Annotated in this window: 6 protein-coding genes and 1 pseudogene; 1 reads left to right on the plus strand and 6 read right to left on the minus strand. The window is 63.3% G+C overall.

All coding sequences use genetic code 11. The features are described from left to right. Positions 1 to 96 precede the first annotated feature (96 nt). From JKL48_RS23760 to JKL48_RS10990, 4 genes and pseudogenes are all read right to left on the minus strand, one after another. Complete coding sequence (locus tag JKL48_RS23760) at positions 97 to 936, minus strand: glycoside hydrolase family 16 protein (RefSeq protein WP_394368854.1); 840 nt, start codon at positions 934 to 936, stop codon at positions 97 to 99. Between the two features lie 396 nt (positions 937 to 1,332). Next, a pseudogene (locus JKL48_RS23765) lies at positions 1,333 to 2,277 on the minus strand (BNR repeat-containing protein); the annotation flags it as partial. A 16-nt stretch (positions 2,278 to 2,293) separates the two neighbouring features. Continuing rightward, positions 2,294 to 3,019 (minus strand): hypothetical protein, encoded by a 726-nt coding sequence (locus JKL48_RS10985; protein ID WP_201982358.1) that lies wholly within the window; start codon positions 3,017 to 3,019, stop codon positions 2,294 to 2,296. A gap of 69 nt (positions 3,020 to 3,088) precedes the next feature. Further along, positions 3,089 to 6,244, minus strand: coding sequence for a glycoside hydrolase family 2 TIM barrel-domain containing protein (locus JKL48_RS10990; RefSeq protein ID WP_201982360.1), 3,156 nt, complete (start codon positions 6,242 to 6,244; stop codon positions 3,089 to 3,091). A gap of 319 nt (positions 6,245 to 6,563) precedes the next feature. Here JKL48_RS10990 and JKL48_RS10995 point away from each other — a divergent pair, with 319 nt between their 5' ends. Further along, positions 6,564 to 7,646, plus strand: a complete 1,083-nt coding sequence (locus tag JKL48_RS10995) for a glycoside hydrolase family 43 protein (protein ID WP_201982361.1) — start codon at positions 6,564 to 6,566, stop codon at positions 7,644 to 7,646. 96 nt (positions 7,647 to 7,742) lie between these two features. On the opposite strand, the gene JKL48_RS11000 is transcribed toward JKL48_RS10995, so the two are convergent. Together JKL48_RS11000 and JKL48_RS11005 are read right to left on the minus strand one after the other, a co-directional pair. Then, positions 7,743 to 12,680 carry a glycosyl hydrolase gene (locus JKL48_RS11000; RefSeq protein ID WP_201982362.1) on the minus strand — a complete coding sequence of 1,646 codons (4,938 nt, stop codon included), beginning with the start codon at positions 12,678 to 12,680 and terminating at the stop codon, positions 7,743 to 7,745. A 249-nt stretch (positions 12,681 to 12,929) separates the two neighbouring features. After that, positions 12,930 to 13,934, minus strand: a complete 1,005-nt coding sequence (locus JKL48_RS11005) for a glycoside hydrolase family 43 protein (protein ID WP_201982363.1) — start codon at positions 13,932 to 13,934, stop codon at positions 12,930 to 12,932. Positions 13,935 to 14,047 lie beyond the last annotated feature (113 nt).

Genomic DNA, 14,047 nt, shown 5'->3' on the forward strand with positions numbered 1-14,047 from the left:
CTCCGTGTCGGTGAGAGAAACATTCATGCGGCAAGATTAACCAACTACTTTCGTTTTTCACTTCGCGAAAGGTTTAATAGCGCTAAAGTCATTAAGCTAAAAAAGCGAATGCTGATACACTCGTACGTAATCAATTTCGTAGCGGCTGGGCAGGCTGGCTGGCGCTAGTTCACCGCCGTTATCGCCGCCTAGCGCTAGGTTAAGCAGTATGTAATGGGGTTGCATCATGGGGTTGAAGCTGGAGCCGTCCTGATTCACCGTGTTGGCGAGGAGAGTTTCGTTCAGCAACAAATCATCCACGTAAAGGCGGATGGCCGTGGCATCCCAATCCATGCGCCATATGTGAAACTTCTGACTCCACTCGGGGTCCGAAAAGCTGGCAACGGGCTTCGTTTCGCTGTGCCATTTGGCGCTGTAGGGCTTGGCCGTGCCGGAGGCCACATTAGCCAGAATCTTCCCCTGGTAATACTCCATTATGTCAATTTCGCCGTTGCTGGGCCAGGGTTTGTCCACGCCTAGTGTCCAGAAAGCAGGCCACAGGCCCGGCCGGGTATCAATGCGGGCGCGCATCTCAAAACGGCCATACTGCCACTGGTGCCGGCTTTGGGTATTGAGGCTGGCTGAGGTGTAGTCGATGGCGGGGCGGCTGGTGCGCCAGTCGGTGCTGCCCGGCTTGTACGTGGGGTTCGGGCGCGACTCCCGACGCGCTTCAATCACCAGCTGGCCGCCTTCCACGCGGGCGTTGTCGGGCTGGTACCACTGCAGCTCGTGGTTGCGGGCGAAACCGGTTTCGAACTGCCAGTTCTTCGGGTCGGGCGCGCCGGGCGTGTTGAACTCGTCGGCCCACACCAGCTTCCAGCCCTCGTAGGACGGCGCGGCGGCTTGGGCGCCGCTGGCGGCCTTGGTACCGCCAGCCGGGGCGCCCGGCGCGGCCACGGCGCCGATGTTGGCGGGCTGCACGGGCTGGCCGGGCTTCCATTCCAAGATGTATACGGGCTGGGCGGGCAGGTTTTCCAGCGTTTCGCCGTCACCCTGGCCGGTGCGCTGCACGAAGAGGCTGAGGATACCCTCGGCTTTCCAGCGCTCGGTGTCGTAGCTGGGTTCCCAGTTGCCCACGGAGCTGGCGGTGAGGTCGGCGGGCGTCCACTGATTTTTGGCGAGGTCGGGGCATTGCAACACGGAGGCGCGGTCCTGCCGCTCGGCGTCGCGGTAGAGCAGGTAGGCGGCCGTGCGGCCTTTTTGGGTCGAAACCAGCAGCTGCGGGCGCGCAATCGGAATCTTCTTCGTGCCCACCCCGCTCAGGCTGAACGGCGTGGTGCGCTGGCTGACCTGAGCCGTTTTCCACTGCTTTCCGGCCTTGTAAATCAACTGGTACTGGGGCACCTGGGTGCCGGCTGGCCGCCAATAAGTGGCAATGTAGGGCGTGCCCGCCGCGTCGGACGTGATGGTTGTCTGGTTGATTAGCTCGCTGTTTTGAGGGATTCGGGCGGCGTATTCGGCGGTGCTTTCGGTGATGGGAATCTGGTATTTCTCGCCGGTGCTGCGCTGCCAGGTCTGGCCGCCGTCTTTCGAGCAGGCGTAGGCCATGTCGTGGTTGGAGGCTACGTTGGGACTTTCGCGCCACACCCAGGAAACGTGGATGGTGCCGCGCGCGTCGATGCAGGCCTGCCAGTAGGCGTTGCGCTTGCCTTCCCCGTCGATGAGCACGCTGTGCAGGCGCGTCCACTGCCGGGTTTTCACCGAGTAGCGGTTCAGCACGAGGTTGCCGTTGCCGGAGCCGCCGTCGCGGTACATAAACAGCACGTCGCCGCCGGGGAAACGGTGAAACTCGGGGTAGCTCACCTTTTGCTCCTGCTGGCCGGTCATGGCTTCGAGCGGGCCCATTTCGAGCGAGCCGGGCGCTTTGCTGCGGCAGTAGTGTAGCGGGTTGTTGTGGTGGTCGAAGCTCAGGTGCAGGTAGCCCGCGCCGTCGGCCATCAGGCTGATGACGTTGTGGGCATCCTTCACATTGCCTTTGTAAGCAGTGCGCTGCACTTGCCAGGGGCCGGCGGGCAGGCGGCGTTTGGCCAGCGTCACGTAGCCGGTCGAGTCGTAGTAGGCCGTGTATTGTTCCCGGCCTTGCGTCACAACGGAGTTTTTGCGGAATACCGCGCCGTTCACATTGTTCTTCGCCCAGCCCAGGCCGACGGGCGTTTGAGCCAGCGCCGCGTTGGGCTGAACAACGCTACCGCCCAAGAGCATCAGCCACAGGCAACCGGCAAATCGAAAAGAAAACATCAAGTAAAGGGAAGATTTAAAGTAAGGCCGTGCCCCGAATCATAATTCGGGGCTTACCGGACGGGTCGGGAGCTGGGGGCGGTGGAATATGGTTGCTAATCCGGACATCAACCAGCACGTCGGAACCCGAAGCCACGGCCCGTGTAATGTCGATGCGCGCAATGGCGTCGTTGGCAATGCGCAGGTCGGTCCAGGCCACCGGCATGCCGTTGACCGCGTAGCTGATTGTGCCCGACAAGGCCAGGCTGCGCCCAATCCGGGCCAGGGTGCGGCTGGTTACTTTCAGCTTCGCCTTGCGTTTCATGGTGATATCGATAATGCCGTAGGCGGTGAGCGGACGCCACTGCGGCGGCGCATCGGCGCCTTTGTAAATCCTCAGCTTGTCAATGTCATTCGGGTTAATTGCCGGGTTGGTGAGGTCGATGACAATCGAAGAGTTCAGAAGTACCAACGGCCCCGGCGTAGCAGCCGGGCGCACCAAGGCAGCCGCAGGCACCGGCCTTGCATCCGGTGGCGGCGGAGTGACCGCCACGCCCTGGCGCGCCGGGGCGTCCGGCGACACGGTAGCCAACTTGGGGGCAATGGGCGCCACTGCTGCTGGTTGCGCCATACCCGGTAGCCAAGCCAGGCAACAAGTAGTCAGCAGCAGCGAGGGAATCCAGTTGGGGCGCATGGCGAGGGGATGTCGGGTTGTTAGCACGGTGTAGAGACGCGACACTTCGCGGCTGTCGTTGAACAACATCACCTTGAAAATGATGTCTGACCGGCAAGGTACCGGTCGTTCAACTACGAGATGCGAAGCGCCACGCTTTTACATACCCGCCCCCGATTGAAGCACTTTCTCGTCCACCAATCGCAGGGTGTAGCTGTAGCTGTACTGTTTGTCGAGAAGGCGGTAGGGGTCGTGCGGGTAGGCGCCCCAGCTGTTGTCGCCGCCCACGCCGCGCTGCTTCAGGTCCACGCTCAAAAACACCCGGTCGTGGCGCTTCACGTCGCTGATGTGCTGCTGCTTCTTGGTGAGGCCGGGGTCCAGCTCTTCGGTACGCACGTCGAGGGCGCTGAAGCTGAGGGGCTGGGCGCCCTCGATGCGCAGGCCCTGGCCGGTGGCGTTGGTGAGGGTGAGCCAGCGCGCCTCGGTGTGGTAGCCGGCCTCCTGGGGCCGGATGTAGGTGTTCGGAAACTGGTTGTGCACCGTGTCGCGGTACACGCCCAGGAAGGTGGCGGTGTTGCGGTCCTGGTAGTTTTCCCAGGGGCCGCGGCCGTAGTAGCTGAGGTTGCTGTAGCGGCCGGGCAGCTCCATGCGCATGCCGAAGCGCATGAGCTCGGGCAGGTCGCGGCCGGTCATGTCCATGGAGGCGGTTACGTTCACGGCACCGTCGGGCTGGATGAGGTAGGCCACGGTGTAGGGCACGTTGATGTCGGTGAGCAAATATTCCACCTTGATGGGCAGGCCGGCGGCCGACTCCTCCCCCACCGTCACGCGCTGCACCTTGCGGGCGGCGTGGGCCGTGCGCCACACGCCCAGCCGTTGCGGCATGCCGCTGCCGAAGTCGTTGTCCGTCGGCGCGCGCCAGAAATACGGCTCCGGGTACTGGCCAATGACCTGATTGGGGCCGCGCCGGTAGTTGCTCAGCCGGCCCTGGGCGGTGTTGAACTCGCCGCTTACTTCGCCCGAAGTAAAGGTCAGCTTGTCGCCCTCGCGCTTGATTTGCAGACCGGTAGCGGCCACGGCCGGGCGCGTGAAGTAGGCCGCATCGGGCGTGAGGCGGAACTGCTCGCGGGCCACCTCGTGGCCGGCCGGCAACAGCGCCTCGGCAGTTTTGGTGTGGGCAAATACGTTGAGCACGTACTCCGCGCCGGGCTCGGTGGTCAGCTTGGGCAAATCCAGCTTCACTTCCTGTCGCTGGCGCGGGGCGGGCTTGGCGGCGAAGGTGCCGGTTTTTACGGCCACGCCGTTTTTCAATAATTCCCAGCGGAAAGCATAGTTATCCAAATTTTTAAACGAGAATCCGTTGAGCACCGTGAGGCGGCCCGAGGCGGGCTGCGCGGCACTGAACCGGATGTCCTGGTACACTTTCTTCACCTCGTACAGGCCGGGGTGCGGGGTGCGGTCGGCGGCCACGAGGCCGTTGGCGCAAAAGTTTTCGTCGTTCTGGCGGTTATAGCCGCCCAGGTCGCCACCGTAGGCGAAGTAGGGCAAGCCGTGGTCGTCGGTCTGCAGGCCCTGGTCGACCCAGTCCCAGATGAAGCCGCCCTGCATGTGCGGGTGCGCCCGAATCAAGTCCCAGTATTCCTGAAAGTTGCCGCTGCTGTTGCCCATGGCGTGCGAATATTCGCACATGATGTAGGGGCGCTTTTTGTCGGTGGCTTCGGCGTAGTGGCGCATCGAGCCCATGCCGGGATACATCGGGGCCACGATGTCGGTGTTCACGTCCTCGCCGGCCTGCTCGAAGGAGATGGGGCGGCTGGGGTCGCGCTGTTTCAGCCAGGTGTAGGCCTCGTGGAACACCGGGCCGTTGCCGCACTCGTTGCCCAGGCTCCAGATGATGACCGAGGGGTGGTTTTTGTCGCGCTCCACCAGCCGGTCGATGCGGTCGCGGTGGGCGGCCTTCCACTCGGGGCGGTAGGCAGGGTGCTGGCTTTGGTCGAACCAGTTCTGCCACTCGGCCCCGTAGCCGTGGGTTTCGATGTTGGCCTCGTCTTCGAGGTAAAAGCCCAGCTCGTCGCACAGCGCCAGAAACCGCTCGTCGTCGGGGTAGTGGCAGCTCCGGATAGCGTTGATGTTGTGCTGCTTCATCAGCTCCAGGTCGCGGCGCATGCCGGCCTCGGTGACGGTGCGGCCGGTGGTGGGCTCCCACTCGTGGCGGTTCACGCCGTGCACCTCCACGGGCTGGCCATTCACCAGCAGCTGGGCATTTTTAATCTCCACCTTCCGGAAGCCGATTTTGCTGCCCGTGGTGGCCAGCACCTGACCCTGCGCATCGGCCAGCGTCAGGCGCAGCAGGTAGAGGGTGGGGATTTCCGCGCTCCAGGGCCGCGCCTTTGGCACGGTGCCGCTGAACTTCACGGGCTGCGTGGCAGCCCCGGCGGGGGCGGCCACGGCCTGCTCCTGCCGCCATACCACTTTGCCGGCCGGGTCCATAATTTCGGCCGTGAGGCGGGCGGCGGGCGCGGGGCCGAAGCTGCGCAGGGTCACGTCGGCCGCAAACTGCCCGTTTTTATAGGTAGGGTCGAGGTCGGCCTGGGCAAAAAAGTCCCACACCGTGTGGCGGGGCAGCGCCAGCAGCGTCACGTCGCGGTCCAGCCCCGATACCCGCCAAAAGTCCTGGTCTTCGAGGTAGGAGCCATCGTGCCAGCGCATGACCTGCACGGCCAGTTCGTTGGTGCCGGGCTTCAAAAACCTGGTAATGTCAAACTCGGCCGGCGACTTGGCCGCCTTGCTCAGCCCCACGCGCTGCCCGTTCACGTACACAAAGGCGCAGCCCGAAATGGAGCCGAAATGCAGCAGCACCTCGCGCCCTATCCATTCGGCCGGCACCGTGAAGGTGCGGCGGTAGGTGCCCACCGGGTTGTAATTTGGGTCGATGTAGGGCTGGTTGCGCGGGAAGGGGTAAGTGACGTTGGTGTAAATCGGCAGGCCGAAACCCTGCATCTCCCAGTTGCCGGGCACCTGAATGGTTTTCCAGGCTGCATCGTCGAAGCCCGTTTGGAAGAAGCCCAGCGGCCGGTCGGCGGGCCGGTCCACGTAGTTGAATTTCCAGGTACCGTTCAGGCTTTGCTGCCAGGGCGAGCGGGCGTTGGGAGCAGCCACGTCGGCCGGGCGCTCGTAGAGCTGGAAGGTGGCACGGGGTGCTTCCTGGCCCTGCTGGATGAGCTGCGGGTTTTGCCACTCGGCGGGGTCGGGGGCCTGGGCGGCGGCCAGGTGGCCAGCTAGCAGGGCAGCCGTTAGAAAACGAAAATCGGGCATGGAAGACGGAGAGGAAAGGCGGTAGTAGCGGTGGCGAAACGGCCCACCGGTCGGGCGGCAAACACCAAGGCAATACTACTTCCGTCCGCTTTCCCGAAGGGGGGACATTTTCAGAGAAAGACAGGGATAAATTTGACACAGCCCATAAGCAGCATGTCTGGTATTTAGTTTAAAATATTGATTAACATTGATTTGATTCAGTAATTTTAATTCTATTTCTGAAGCTTAGCCAAAACGCCCCCCTATTTCGACGCAAATCCGGCCGGTGCGACTTATCAGAGCAATCTACCTTCGGTCCATGCTTTTAACTTCCCTTTTTATGTCCTTGCGCCCCTACGTTCGACAACGGGTATTGGCTGCGGCAGGTAATGGGTGTGCCTTGTTGCTGGCTACCGCGCCGGCTGCCCTGGCCCAGGTTCAGCCCCTGCTCTCTCCCGTTACGAGCAGCCCCGATGCGCCCGTCAACGTGACGGCCCCCACCCCGCTGCCGGTGTACGGCAACCCCATCATCCGCGACAAGTACACGGCCGACCCGGCCGCAATGGTCCACAACGGCACGGTGTACCTCTACACCGGCCACGACAACCCGCCGGCCGGCAAGGAGTGGTACTACATGAAACAGTGGCTCTGCTACTCCTCCACCGACATGGTGCACTGGACCGAGCACCCCTCCCCGCTCAACGTGCAGGCCTTCGCCTGGGCCAAGGCCGATGCCTGGGCCTCACAGGTGGTGGAGCGCGGCGGCAAATTCTATTGGTACGTGGCCGTGGAGCACGGCAGCATCGGGGGCAAAGCCATCGGCGTGGCCGTGAGCGACAGCCCCACCGGCCCCTTCAAAGATGCACGTGGCTCGGCGCTGGTTACCAACGATATGACTAAGGACACAAAAATCAGCTGGGATGATATTGACCCTACCGTGTATGTGGACGACAAGGGCCAGGCCTACCTCTACTGGGGCAATACGGTGTGCTACTGGGCCAGGCTCAAGCCCAACATGACCGAGTTCGACGGGACCATTCACGCCATCACCGCGCTGCCGCAGTTCACCGAAGCGCCCTGGCTGCACAAGCGCAAGGACTGGTACTACCTGAGCTACGCCACCGGCTTCCCGGAAAAAATAGCCTACGCCATGAGCCGCAGCCTCGAAGGGCCGTGGGAGTACAAGGGCATTCTCAATGAAGTAGCCGGCAATTCCAACACCAACCATCAGGCCATCATCGAGTTTCGGCACCAGTGGTATTTCATTTACCACAACGGCAGCATCAACACGCACGGCAGCAGCTTTCACCGCTCGGTGTGCATCGACAAGCTGGATTACAACAAAGACGGCACCATGAAGCGGGTGGTAATGACCACCGAGGGCGTGGTTCCGCCGGGCCAGGCAACACCGGCTGGTCGGTAGGTTCCCCACCTGAAGTAGCAGAGCAGGCCAACCCGTTGGCAAACAAAAAGCCCCGCCACTGCAAAGTGGCGGGGCTTTTTGATAAGCAGCCGCAAGCTACTCGCAGACGAGGCGCTTGGTGACGATGCCCGCGCTGGTTTCGAGTCGCAGGGTGTATACGCCGGCGGCCAGGTCCGTGAGGGGCAGTGAGCGCAGGGTAGCGCCCGCGGGCAGCGGGCGGGCTAGTACTACCTGGCCCAGCGCGTTGAGCACCGAGGCATTCAGCTTCTCGTGCTGGAGCGTGGCAGGTAGGCTCAATTTCACTTCGCCGTGGGCCGGGTTGGGGTACACCTCGACCAACTGACTGAGCTGGGCGGCGGCGGTGCCCAGCACCTGCTGCGGGCCGAACAGCAGCTCGAAGCGGCCCGTGGCCGAAGCCCCGGCGGCTACGGTGAAGGTGTAGCTGGTTTGCGGCGCCAGCGGCAGCACGGTGCCCGTCAGCAGGTCGCGGAGCGAAACACTACCTGCCTGGTTCAGCAGCTGCTCGGCGCGCAGGGTATAGGTGCCGGGCCGGGCTACGGTCAAGCCCAGCGGCACAACCAGGCCCTGGGTGCCAGGCTGCGGCAAGCCGTTGATGCTCAGCTCCTGCCCGCCGGCCAGCGAAAAGACGTTCACGGCGGCGGGGCCAACGTTGCGGAGCTTATAGGCGTCGTAGCGAGAATCAGGGCCAGTGGTGGCGCCGGCTTCGAAGTACACATAGGCATCATCAGCCACGACGGCCACGCCGCTCAGATGGAGCTGCACCAGGGGGCGGGGGTCAGCGGTACTGCGATTCATGGCGGGCTGCGCCCCGAAAGTTTTGACGCGGTTGCTGTTATTGAGGGTGAGCATGGGTGTGGCACCAGCGTTGCTAACCCGCACCACGAAGCCCTGTCCGGCCGGTATTAGTGCCGAAAACCCACCGATACCATTGGTGAAGCTGCGGTAGCTGCCACCGTATTGGGCAGTGCTTTGGTACACATACACGGCATTGTCGAGACCGACGGGCACTGTTACGGTACTCCAGTCGAGGGGGGCCGGGTACGGGTTGCCGAGCAAATACCAACCGGCTTCGGACGGTATGCCACGGGTCAGGGAGGTGTTGACAGGGCCATTATTGAGTGTACCCACAAAATCGACCAGCGCAGTGCCGGGCAGGTTCACGGTGTAGCCCTGGCCCACGGCCAGCGGACTGCTAAGGGCGGCTGGGGCTACCCAGCCTTGGTCGAAGTAGTTGGTGGCAGCCGTCAAGCGACTCTGGTCATAGGTGTACACGGTGGGGAAAATACCGTTCGAGTTGGCCACCACCGGCGTGAAGTTACTGGTGGTGAGGTCGGCTACGGTGGTGTTGCTCACCGGAGTACTGTAATGGCGGTAACCCAGGCCGGGGTTCAGGCTGGGGTCGAGGTAGCGCTGCACGGTGGCGGTGCCGTTCACTACCCCCCCGGTATTGTCTACCAGCGCGGTGCCGGTGGCGTCGGAGTGCAGGGTCAGGCCGTAGGTACCGAGGGTCAGGTTGCCTTGGGTAAGGCGCAGCACCTGCATCACGGTCAGTGGGGCACTCAGGGCCACGCCGGTGGCGTTTTGCACCGTCAGGTTGCGCACCTGGGCGGGCAGGCCGGCGCCCGTTTGCTGGGGCTGGGTGCCGAGGTAGGTGTAGCTCGCATCGGGGCTGAAGGTGCGAGTGCCGGTGGTTTGCACCGCGCCGCTCATGGTGCCCGTGGGCGCAATGCCCGTGGCGTCACAAATACGCAGCTCCGCGCCGGCCTCCACCATGAAATCGGCCGCGCCGGTGATGGGCTGGCAGCCGGTATTCAGCATGCCGCCGCTGGCTACGGTGATGGTGCCGGCCGCCACGAGCGGGGCGCTCAACGTCAGTTCGCCCTGCACCAGCACGTTGCCGTAGCGGCTGCTGGTGCTCATGTTCATCTGCTGGCCGGCCACTACGGTCAGGTCGCTCAGCACGGTGAAGGTGCGCGACACCGAGGTGGCGCCCAGGTATTTGAAGTCGCCGGGCTGGCTTACGGTGATGGTGACCGTGCCCGGCCCCACGATGCTGATAAGGCCGTTGTTCACGGTGGCCACGTTCAAATCGGAAGTCGCGTAGCCCAGTTGCAAGCCCGAGGTGGTGGTGGCGCTGGGGTAAAAATCGGCCGCGCCCTGCACTTGGTCGGGAATGGCATTGAAGGTGATGGTCTGGGGCACGCGCACATACAGCGAGTCGCGGGTGCCGGGTGTGAAGGCGATGCCGCGGTAGGCGTAGGTGGTGCTGGCGGCGTTGTTTTTCAGCACCGTTTGCGTCACGCTCAGGTTGTTGGTGAAGGCGGTATTGGCCAGCGTGTAGGTGGTGGCCCGGTCTTCGAGGCGCACCATCGACGTGTAGCTCACGGCGTAGAGCGTGGGCACGCCGCGCACCAGCGTGCCGGTCATGTCGCGCAGCAGGTTGTCGTTCAGGCCCGTGATGGTGAAGGTGCCGCGCGCCGTCCAGGTCGTGCCGTTGAAGGTGTACTTGTTGAGCGTGGGCGTGGGCGTGTCGTCGGTGTAGTATAGCAGGTCGAAGCCCGGCACGCTGGGGTTCACGTCGAACATGACAAACCCGCCCGGCTGCGAGGTCGACGACGGCGCCGGCAGGCCCGGCAACGTGACGGGCGTGGCCGCCCGGCCGGGCATCCCGTTCAGCCGCATCACCTTGGTAGTGGTGGGCGCGGCGGGGCCACCGGAGGTCGAGCTGGCGCCCGGTACGGTGGAGGTGGTGAAGTACAGGTTGCCCTCGTACACGGCCAGCTTTTTGAGGCTGATGGTGGGGAAGATGGTGACGCCCGTGCGCGTCTGCGGCGTGTTGGTCACGGTGCGAGGCAGCGAGGCGTGGCGCAGGCCGTAACTGTTGTTGCCGTAGGCGATGTACACCGTGGCGCTGTCCGTGACGGTGGCCGTGCGCATGGGCTGCCCGCTGCCGTCCGAGAAGCCGGTGCGGGTGTCGAGGTTACCGTCGGCGTCCAGAATAGCCACCACCCGGGGCGAGCTGCCGCCGTTCACGTTGGTGTTGCCGGTGGCCGAGTTGAAGCCCGAAAGCGCCATCTTGGTGCGGTCGGGCGAGATGCCCAGCGCCCCGTCGGCATTGGCTTTCATGGCCGAGCCCACGTAGCCGAAGTTGGCCCCGTAGTTGGCCGTCGGAATATTCACGGTCCGCATCAGCTGCCCGGCCGAGTACAGCGGCCCGCTCACGGGCGCAAACTCGTCGATGTACACCGGCAGCGTGGCGCCGGTGCCGCCCGTCCAGGAACTGCTGCCGTAGCGCGTCACGGCCAGGTTGCCGCGGCCGAAGGGCACCGGCACGGGCACGCTCACGGTGGGCGGCACCAGTGTGGGGTCGTAGGCCATGGGCGAAATCTTGTCGCGGTACACGATGCCGGCCGGCGTGATGGAGCTGGGGTCCGAGTCGGTCACAAACATCTTGCGCGTGTCTTCCACCCACTGGTACAGCGAGTAACGCTCCACGATGCGCGCCGTGTCGAGCATGGTGATGAAGCTCTGAATTTTGGCCGCCTCCTCAGCATAGGTCGGCTTCGGGCAGCCCGTCGAGCTGGTCCAGTTGGCGCCGTTGTTGAACTCCGTAATCCAGATGGGCCGCTTCGTGCGGTCATAAATGGCTTTCAGAAAGCCGTAGAACTGCGAGGCCGTCTGGCAGCCCCGGTAGAAGTGAATGGCCACGTAATCGACGCGGTAGCCCGCCGAGTCAGCCTTGTCGATGAAGGAATACAGCCAGCTCGCGCCACCATCGGTCGGGGCCGGCGAGCCCACCCGCAGGCCCGACTGCAGCAGGCCCGGCCAGTTCAGCATGGCCGTCTGCGGGCTCATGTTGGCCTGTTGGGTCGAGTTCGGCTCGTTGTAGCCCAGCAGGTGGGTCACCTTCCGTTTGGCGTTGGTGGTGGCGAAACCGGGCCAGTACTGGTTCTGCCGAATCGGCACGTACTCCATGTCGAGGGTCGACTGCCCGTTGTTGTTCCAGTTGTAGTTCCAGGCCGCGTGCAGCGAATCGCCGAGCAGCGGGGCGCTGCACCAGCCTTTCTTGCTCACCCAGGCCCACGGAAACACCCGTACCAGCGAGATTTTGCCCTGCAGATTCGTCGGCAGCGTGTTGATGGTAAGGTCATTATCGGGCGCGATGTACACCTTACTGGCGCCCGTGCCGTCCTCATTTTCGGCGAAGGTGGCCATGTAGCCCTTCTTCAACCGAAACGAGGCAATGGCGTTGTTGAACGCGCCCAGGTCGGCCGTTTTGTAGTAGGTGTACTGGTCGAACGGCATGGCGCTGCCGCCCAGGCTGGCGGCGGTGTAGGCCTGCAGCGGCTGGTAGCTAGCCGGCTGGCTGATGAGCACGCAGCCCTGCAGGTACTGCACCAGCCGCACGGTGGTGTCAATCTGGGCACGCTGCCCGTTCATCATCACCTGGGCCAGTAACCGCTGGTTGAACTTCGACGGCCGCACGCCCTCAAAATACAGCCACACGTTGTCGCCCTGCATGTCTATCATCGTGCCCGGCAGCGGGTTGCTCCCCGTGATGTGATACTCCGAGTTCCCGCTGATGCTCAGGATGCTATTCGTGATGCTAGCCTGCGTGCTGCTCGGGGCATTGCTGATGGTTTGCACCGGCAGGGCCGCGCCGGTGGGCTGCAAAGCGTAGCTTTTGGGGGCGCCGCTGGCGCTGGTTACCACGATGCTCAAGCCGCTGGTGAGCACCGTGGTTTTGGCTACCGGCACACCGGCCCCGTTCACCACTTTGATAGAGGCACCGGCCGAGTACTGGCTGCCCGAAAGCAGCTGCGCCACGCGGCCGTTGGCGGGCAGGCCGGTCACCTGCAGGTTGGTCTGGTCGATGGTGCCGAGCCAAGCGGCTGTCAGGTCGTTGGCCGTCGATTGGGCCAGGGCGGCCGTGGTGGTCAGCCAAGCCAAAGCCAGTAGTAAGAGGTGGAACGAGCGCCGCCACGGCGCTCGGTGAGGGGTAAAGTTTGCCATTGCTGGGTGGGAAAAAATGGAAAAAGGGATACCGGCGAAAGTGCTGCCCTGCCGCTGTCACCGGCCCGCAATTGCTTTCACAAGGCAATGCTACCCACAGTATTCCTCCAGCAACGGGGGCATTTTATTAAAAAAAAGGGGGCAAATCCACGCTATGGCTCAGATTGCGGCCAGCCCCCTTTTTTTGTTGATTTGCCCCTTCAGCGGGCTTTGTTTTCTGACCGCGCCAACCCGGCCCTGGCCCCTGGCTCAGGGCTGATACGGCTGGCCCGGCACCAGTTTGTCGCCGGTCAGGTCGACTTCGAACAGGCGCGGGATGCGGATGTATTGCCCGTGCTCGTCGCGGTGGCTGTGCAGGGCCATCAGCGTTTTGCCGCCGAAAGTGCGGAAGAGCATGCCGTGGCCGTAGTTGGGCGGCGTAATCGGGGCGGGCTCCTGCACCCAGGGGCCCGCCAGCTTCCCGCTCGTGGAATAGGCCACGCCCTGCGTGTACACATCGTACACCCAACTGGTCCAGAGCATGCCCAGGCGGCCGGTTTTGGTTTGAAACACGAAGGGGCCGTCGGTGACTTTATTGGGGCGCGCGGGGCCAGAGCGCGGGTTTTCGCGGCTCCAGGGCGAGTCGCTGGCCCGGAACAGCACCCGCCCCTCCCCCACCGTACCGCTGAAATCAGGCTTCAGGGCAATCTGCTCGACGGTGCCGTTCATATTATTCAGCCACTCATCGCAATACACCATATAGGCCCGGCCCTTTTCCACCCACAGCGTGGCATCCAGCGTCAGGCGGTTGGCGGGCATGTAGGTGGCGTCGGACATAGGCTTATATGGGCCGTCGGGCTGGTCGCTCACCAGCACATGGCAGGCCCGGCGCTCCAGCTGGCGGCCGTCGCTGGCGCTGACCTTGAGGGCCGAATTGGTGAAGGTGGCGAAGTAGTAATACTTGCCTTTATACAGGTGTAGCTCGGCCGCCCAAATCATCGGTTTCGGCCCCATCCAGGAAGCGGGGTCGGGCTGGGCTACCTCGTAAGGGCCATCCCAAAACTTCAAATCCGGGCTTTTCCAGAGCAGGCCGCCCGTGCCGGTCATGTAGTAAAGGTGGGTTTTGGCGTCGGCCAGAATGAACGGGTCACTCAGCCGAATGGAATCCAGCGGCACGTGCTGCCGGACGGGGCGCGGCCCCGAGCGCTGAGCCAGCACAGCCATCGGCAGCAGCAAACAGACCAGCAGGGCTGTATAATTTGTTTTCAAACTCATTAGTAAATGATTAGACAGGCATTAAGTGGCCACGCACAAGTATGCGTATACAAAAAGGTGGTCATGCTGAGCTTGTCGAAGCATCTCTACTGCAATAGTAACTAATTGCGTTG

The organism is Hymenobacter rubidus, from assembly GCF_016734815.1.
Taxonomy (GTDB): Bacteria; Bacteroidota; Bacteroidia; order Cytophagales; family Hymenobacteraceae; genus Hymenobacter; species Hymenobacter rubidus.

Excerpts from the sequence above, each read along its gene's own strand:
- JKL48_RS10985 (WP_201982358.1), bottom strand. The coding sequence starts at position 3,019 with ATGTTGTTCAACGACAGCCGCGAAGTGTCGCGTCTCTACACCGTGCTA.
- JKL48_RS10990 (WP_201982360.1), bottom strand. The coding sequence starts at position 6,244 with ATGCCCGATTTTCGTTTTCTAACGGCTGCCCTGCTAGCTGGCCACCTG.
- JKL48_RS10995 (WP_201982361.1), top strand. The coding sequence starts at position 6,564 with ATGTCCTTGCGCCCCTACGTTCGACAACGGGTATTGGCTGCGGCAGGT.
- JKL48_RS11000 (WP_201982362.1), bottom strand. The coding sequence starts at position 12,680 with ATGGCAAACTTTACCCCTCACCGAGCGCCGTGGCGGCGCTCGTTCCAC.
- JKL48_RS11005 (WP_201982363.1), bottom strand. The coding sequence starts at position 13,934 with ATGAGTTTGAAAACAAATTATACAGCCCTGCTGGTCTGTTTGCTGCTG.